General features: G+C 71.3%; 4 protein-coding genes. All 4 read right to left on the reverse strand.

Features of this window, described 5'->3' with window-relative positions:
- Positions 1 to 384: 384 nt before the first annotated feature.
- The gene (gene recF, locus ACTIR_RS0114340; protein ID WP_026454812.1) at positions 385 to 1,569 is read right to left on the reverse strand and encodes a DNA replication/repair protein RecF; all 1,185 of its coding nucleotides are present in this window, start codon (positions 1,567 to 1,569) and stop codon (positions 385 to 387) included.
- Positions 1,570 to 2,478, reverse strand: coding sequence for a phosphogluconate dehydrogenase (NAD(+)-dependent, decarboxylating) (gnd, locus tag ACTIR_RS0114345; protein WP_026454813.1), 909 nt, complete (start codon positions 2,476 to 2,478; stop codon positions 1,570 to 1,572).
- Positions 2,479 to 2,545: 67 nt separating this feature from the next.
- A complete protein-coding gene (gene dnaN / locus ACTIR_RS0114350; RefSeq protein ID WP_026454814.1) occupies positions 2,546 to 3,673 on the reverse strand; it encodes a DNA polymerase III subunit beta in 1,128 nt (375 codons plus the stop codon).
- Between the two features lie 932 nt (positions 3,674 to 4,605).
- Positions 4,606 to 5,862 (reverse strand): chromosomal replication initiator protein DnaA (dnaA, locus tag ACTIR_RS0114355; RefSeq protein WP_026454815.1); only part of this gene is annotated, 1,257 nt, incomplete at its 5' end.

The following is a 5,862-nucleotide window of genomic DNA, read 5'->3' on the forward strand; positions in this document are numbered from 1 at the left end:
GCCGCCCGGAGTGCCGCGTGGGCGAGGTCGCGTCCGGACTGCTCCTCCCCCGGCGCCGCGGCGTGGTCCCGTCCCTGTGGACAACTCGGGTCCGCGGCCCCGGCGGCGGCCGGTGCGGAACCGTGCGCGGCCGTGTTGCCGGGATCACCCCCCGGCTCGTCCGGCCCAGCAACGCTGTTACGCTCAGTGCCGCGATCTGGGGATTCACCGCGTGCAACGCCCACGCGAGGGTTTTTGACCACCTCTTTCGGGTCTTTGGTCACCCGCGGCGATATCGTGCTACCCGAGTTATCCACATTATCCACAGACTTGTCCCCAGATCGGTGGGCAGAAGGCCGGTCGCCGGTCACCCCACGTCGCGGGTGGGCGTTCTCGGCGCTGTGTTCAGGCACGTGTCACCCCTTCCCCGGAAACCGCAAATCGGGCGCCGGACAGTTCGTCCGGGACGTCGGCGTCCACGGCGGCCGTCACCAGCACCTGTTCCGCCCCGGCCGCCACCTCGGCCAGCCGGGAACGGCGGCGGGTGTCGAGCTCGGCGAAGACGTCGTCGAGCAGCAGTACGGGTTCGCCACCCGCCTCCGACCGCAGCAGTTCGTACGAACCCAGCCGCAGTGCCAGGGCGAACGACCACGACTCGCCGTGGCTGGCGTACCCCTTGGCCGGGGTGTCGCCGAGGGACAGTTCCAGGTCGTCGCGGTGCGGGCCGACCAGGCTGACGCCGCGCTCCAGTTCCGCCTCGCGGGACTCGGCGAGCGCGGTGAGCAGGACGTCGTGCAGCGTGCCCGCCTCGGCGCGCGGCCCGTCCGGCGTGCCGTACCCGTCGGGCAGTGCCTCCCCGAGGCTGGACCGGTAGTCGAGTCCCACCGGGTGCGAGTCGGGCGCCACCCCGGCGTACGCGCGGCGCACGTGCGGGGCGAGGTCGGCCACCAGGTTGAGCCTGCCCGCGAGCAGCTCGGCCCCCGCCGTGGCCAGGTGGTTGTCCCAGACCTCCAGCGTCGACGCCACGTACGGGTCGTCGGCGCCGGCCGGGTCCGCGGACCGACGGCGTCCGCCGCCCTTCTTCCCGACACTCTTCAGCAGGGCGTTGCGCTGCCGCAGCACCCGGTCGTACTCCCCGCGCACCCCCGCGTACCGGGGCGCGCGCAGGACGAGCAGTTCGTCGAGGAACCGGCGCCGTTGGTCCGGGTCGCCCCGCACCAGCGCGAGGTCCTCGGGGGAGAACAACACGGTGCGCAGGATGCCGAGCACGTCCCGGGGCCTGCCGACCGAGCCGCGGTTGATCCGGGCACGGTTCGCCCGGCCCGGTGCGATCTCCAGCTCGACGGTCAGTTCGCGGTCGTCGTTGACCACCGCGGCCCGCACCAGCGCACGCTCACACCCGTGCCGGACGAGCGGGGTGTCGCCGGAGACCCGGTGGGAACCGAGGGTGGCGAGGTACCCGACGGCTTCGAGCAGGTTGGTCTTCCCCCGCCCGTTCGGGCCGACCAGCACGGTCGGTCCACGGTCGAGCGGCAGGTCCACGTGCTCCCAGGAGCGGAAGTCGGTGACCTGGAGGTGCCGCAGATACACCTAGTCGGCGACCTCCGTGTCGGTGCCCGCCCGGCGGACGGCGTGGCCGCCGAACTGTTCGCGCAGCGCGGCCACGGCCCGCATCGCGGCGGAGTCCTCCTGCCGGGAGGCGAACCGGGCGAACAGCGCGGCGGACAGCACCGGTGCGGGCACGGCGTTGTTCACCGCCTCCTCCAGGGTCCAGCGGCCCTCGCCGGAGTCCTGGACGTGCCCCTCCAGCTCGTCCAGCCCCGGATCCTCGTCCAGGGCGCGCACCAGCAGTTCCAACAGCCAGGACCGCACCACGGTGCCGCGTTGCCAGGCCTTGACGACGGCGGGCACGTCCGTGACGACGCCGGAGGCGTCGAGCAGTTCGAACCCCTCGGCGTAGGCCTGCATCAGGCCGTACTCGATGCCGTTGTGCACCATCTTCGCGTAGTGCCCGGCGCCGACGTCGCCCGCGTGGGCGAAGCCCTCCGCGCGGGGGCCGTCCGGGCGGAGCGCGTCGAAGATCGGCATCGCCTTCGCGACGTCCTCGGTGGAACCGCCCACCATGAGCCCGTAGCCGTTCTCCCGGCCCCACACCCCACCGGACACCCCGACGTCGAGGTAGCCGATGCCCTGCCGTGCGAGCAGGGCGGCGTGCCCGGTGTCCTCGGTGTAGCGCGAGTTCCCCCCGTCGATCAGCAGATCGCCGGTCTCCAACAGCCCGGCGAGTTCGGTGATCGTGTTCCGGGTGGGTTCGCCGGCCGGGACCATCACCCACACGATCCGCGGCGCGGGTAGGGCGGCCACCAGATCGGCCAGGGACGCGGCGTCGGCGAGGTCGGGGTCCCGGTCGTATCCCACGACCTCGTGCCCCGCCGCGCGCACCCGGTCGCGCATGTTGGCGCCCATCCTGCCCAGGCCCACGAGTCCGAGCTGTGCCATCGGCGTGCTCCTCCGTCGTCCGTTCGCCCGTGCCGGGTTCCGCCTCCGCCGTCGTCCGGGGACCGGCTCAGCCGGGCAGACGCACCGGCATGAGCATGTACAGGTAGCCGGGGATGACGTCACCGTTGCCGTCGGCGGGCTTGAGCAGCGCGGGCCGGCTCGGGGTGGTGAAGGTCAGCTCGGCGCGGTCGGCGTGCAGGGCGCCGAGGCCGTCGATGAGGTAGCCCGGGTTGAACGCGATGGTCACCGGCTCGCCCTCGTAGTCGACGGGCAGTTCCTCCTCGGCGCTGCCCTCGTCGTCGCCCCCCGCGGACAACCGCAGCAGGCCGTCGCCGAACTCCATGCGGATCTGGGTGCCGCGTTCGGCCACCAGCGACACGCGCTTGATCGCGTCGTTCAGTGCGGAGACCCCGAGCACCGCACGGGCGCTGTACTCGTCCGGCAGCAGCTTGCGGTACGGCGGGAACTCGGCGTCCAGCAGGCGGGTGGTGGTGAACTTGCCCGCACCGGACAGGCCGAGCAGGCCGTCCCCGCTGGCCAGGCCGACCTGGACGTTGCCGCCGGAGGAGCCGAGCGACTTGGCCGCGTCGGCGAGGGTGCGGGCGGGCACCAGCACCGCGGCGTCGCTGAGGCCCTCGGTGGGTTGCCAGGTGAACTCACGCATGGCCAGCCGGAAGCGGTCGGTGGCCACGAGGGTGAGCGTCTCGCCGGTGATCTCGACGCGCATGCCGGTCAGCATCGGCAGGGTGTCGTCCTTGCCCGCGGCGACGGCGACCTGCGCGACGGCCTGGGAGAAGGAGTCGCCGGAGACCTCACCCGCGAGGTCGGGCTGGGAGGGCAGCTGCGGGTAGTCCTCCACCGGCATGGTGGGCAGGCTGAACTTCGCGTTCCCGCAGGTGATGGTGGCGCGGGCCGCCTCGACGGAGATGTCCACCGGCTGCGCGGGCAGTGCCTTGGTGATGTCGGCGAGCAACCGGCCGGACACCAGCGTGCGGCCACCGTCGCCGATCGTCGCGTCGACGCCGACCGTGGCGGAGACCTCGTAGTCGAAGCCGGAGACGGTGAGCCTGTCGTCGTCGCCCGACGCGTCGAGCAGCACGCCGCCGAGGACGGGAACGGGCGGCCGGGACGGCAGGCTCTTGGCCACCCAGGCGACGGCATCGGCGAGTCCGTCACGCTCGACGCGGATCTTCATGTGCCCATCCTTTCGACAGCGAGCCGGTTCGTGCTCGTGGGATCGACAAACCGCTCCGGTGATCGTGCTCGGTGCGGGCGAACACGCGAGCCGGGTGTGGCTTTGTGGGTCCGCCCGGTGGCCGGGTACCGGGCCCGCGGGCATCGGGCGGCGCCCGGGACCTGCCGACCGGACCGGCGTGTGGACTCCCACGGTAGAGCGTCCCGCTCGGCGGCGTCATGTCGGGCCGGGTGTTCGTGGAGCCGGTTGTCCCCAACTTCGCCCCGCCCCTGTTTTTCTCTCCTTCCCAAGAAGAGAAGAAGGACAGCCGTAACAGTAGGGGTTGTGGGTTGTGTGGACATCCGTCTTCGTCGCAGGTCACATCGGGTGACCGGGTGTGGACGCACCCTGGGGAGGGGCGGTGGACAACTCGGCGGGTCGGTGGACCGTTCGGCGGCGTCCGTGATTCATCCACAGTTGCCCGAATTCATCCACAGTTCCGTCCCCAGACAGCGCCCGAGTTGTACCCAGGTTGCCCACCGGGCTGTCAACGGCCGACCCCCCCGGAACGAGTGAAAAATCGTTGCTGTGGAAGGAAATGTGGGCAAACCCGGGCTCGGCTGTGGAGGGGGTGTGGACCCGGTGTGGGCGGGTTGTGGACCCCTGTGGATACCCGTCGGTACTCGCACGTGAGGGCGGGTGGGGACGGATCGGCGCGCACCCGTCCCAGCTGTGGACAACTTCCCCCGACCGGCCAAAGTGGATCATGGACGGGGGTGGGCCGACTCATCCTGGAACGCGCGTTTCGGGGCGACGGACGGGCTTCCGGGAGCGACCGGAGTCGCCGGAGCGGTCGGAGTCGGCGGAGCCGGAACGGCCGCCGGCACGGGCGCCGGCACGGGCGGAGAGCGACGCGCCTGGGCTCCGAGGCGTGCGGTGTGAGGTGGTGCGGGTTACTGCCGGGCGCGCTGCTTGATGCGGGAGGTCAGTTCCTGCACCTGGTCGTAGATCCGGCGCCGCTCGGCCATCTCCTTGCGGATCTTCTTGTCCGCGTGCATGACCGTCGTGTGGTCGCGTCCGCCGAAGTTCTGGCCGATCCGGGGCAGCGACATGTCGGTGAGTTCCCGGCACAGGTACATGGCGATCTGGCGGGCGGTGGCCAACGCCTTGGTCTTGCCGGAGCCGGTGAGGTCCTCGATCGTGACGTCGAAGAACTCGGCCGTCACGCCCATGATCGTGGTGACGCTGATCTCCGGGGCCTGGGAGTCCGGAATCAGGTCGCGCAGGACGATCTCGGCGATCCCGACGTCGACGGGCTGCTGGTTCAGCGAGGCGAAGGCGGTGACCCGGATCAGGGCCCCCTCCAGCTCGCGGATGTTGGCCTCGATCCGGGCCGCGATGAACTCCAGCACCTCGCCGGGCACGGCGAGGCGGTCCTGCGCCGCCTTCTTCCGCAGGATCGCGATGCGGGTCTCCAGTTCGGGAGGCTGGATGTCGGTGATCAGTCCCCACTCGAACCGGGTCCGCAGCCGGTCCTCCAGGGTCTCCAGCCGCTTCGGCGGCCGGTCGGACGACACCACGATCTGCTTGTTCGCGTTGTGCAGGGTGTTGAAGGTGTGGAAGAACTCCTCCTGGGTGCCTTCCTTGCCTTCGAGGAACTGGATGTCGTCGACGAGCAGGATGTCGATGTCGCGGTAGCGGCGCTGGAAGGCCACCTTGCGGTCGTCCCGCAGCGAGTTGATGAAGTCGTTCGTGAACTCCTCGGTCGAGACGTACCGCACGCGCATCCCGGGGAACAGCCGCTGGGCGTAGTGGCCGACCGCGTGCAGCAGGTGGGTCTTGCCGAGTCCGGACTCGCCCCAGACGAACAGCGGGTTGTAGGCGCGGGACGGGGCCTCGGCCACGGCGACGGCCGCGGCGTGGGCGAAGCGGTTCGACGCGCCGATGACGAACGTGTCGAAGGTGTACTTCTCGTTCAATCTGGTCTTCGAGGTCTGCGGCTGGGCCGGTGCCGTGTACGGCTGGCCGGCGATGGGCTGGCCCGAGAACGTCGGCCAGATCTCGGAGACGGCGGCGAGCGCCTCCCCCTCCTCGTCGACCTCCTCGTCGGAGTCCTCCCCGTCCTGCCGGGGCCGGTGGTACCCGGTCTGGGCGTGGGACGGGCCGGCGTGCGGGCCCGCGGCGTGCCGACCGCCGTCGGCCGCGCCCGG

The sequence above is a fragment of the Saccharomonospora iraqiensis subsp. iraqiensis genome (assembly GCF_000430445.1).
GTDB lineage: Bacteria > Actinomycetota > Actinomycetes > Mycobacteriales > Pseudonocardiaceae > Saccharomonospora > Saccharomonospora iraqiensis.

Coding starts and splice junctions, on each gene's coding strand:
- gnd (WP_026454813.1), bottom strand. CDS start 2,478: ATGGCACAGCTCGGACTCGTGGGCCTGGGCAGGATGGGCGCCAACATG.
- dnaN (WP_026454814.1), bottom strand. CDS start 3,673: ATGAAGATCCGCGTCGAGCGTGACGGACTCGCCGATGCCGTCGCCTGG.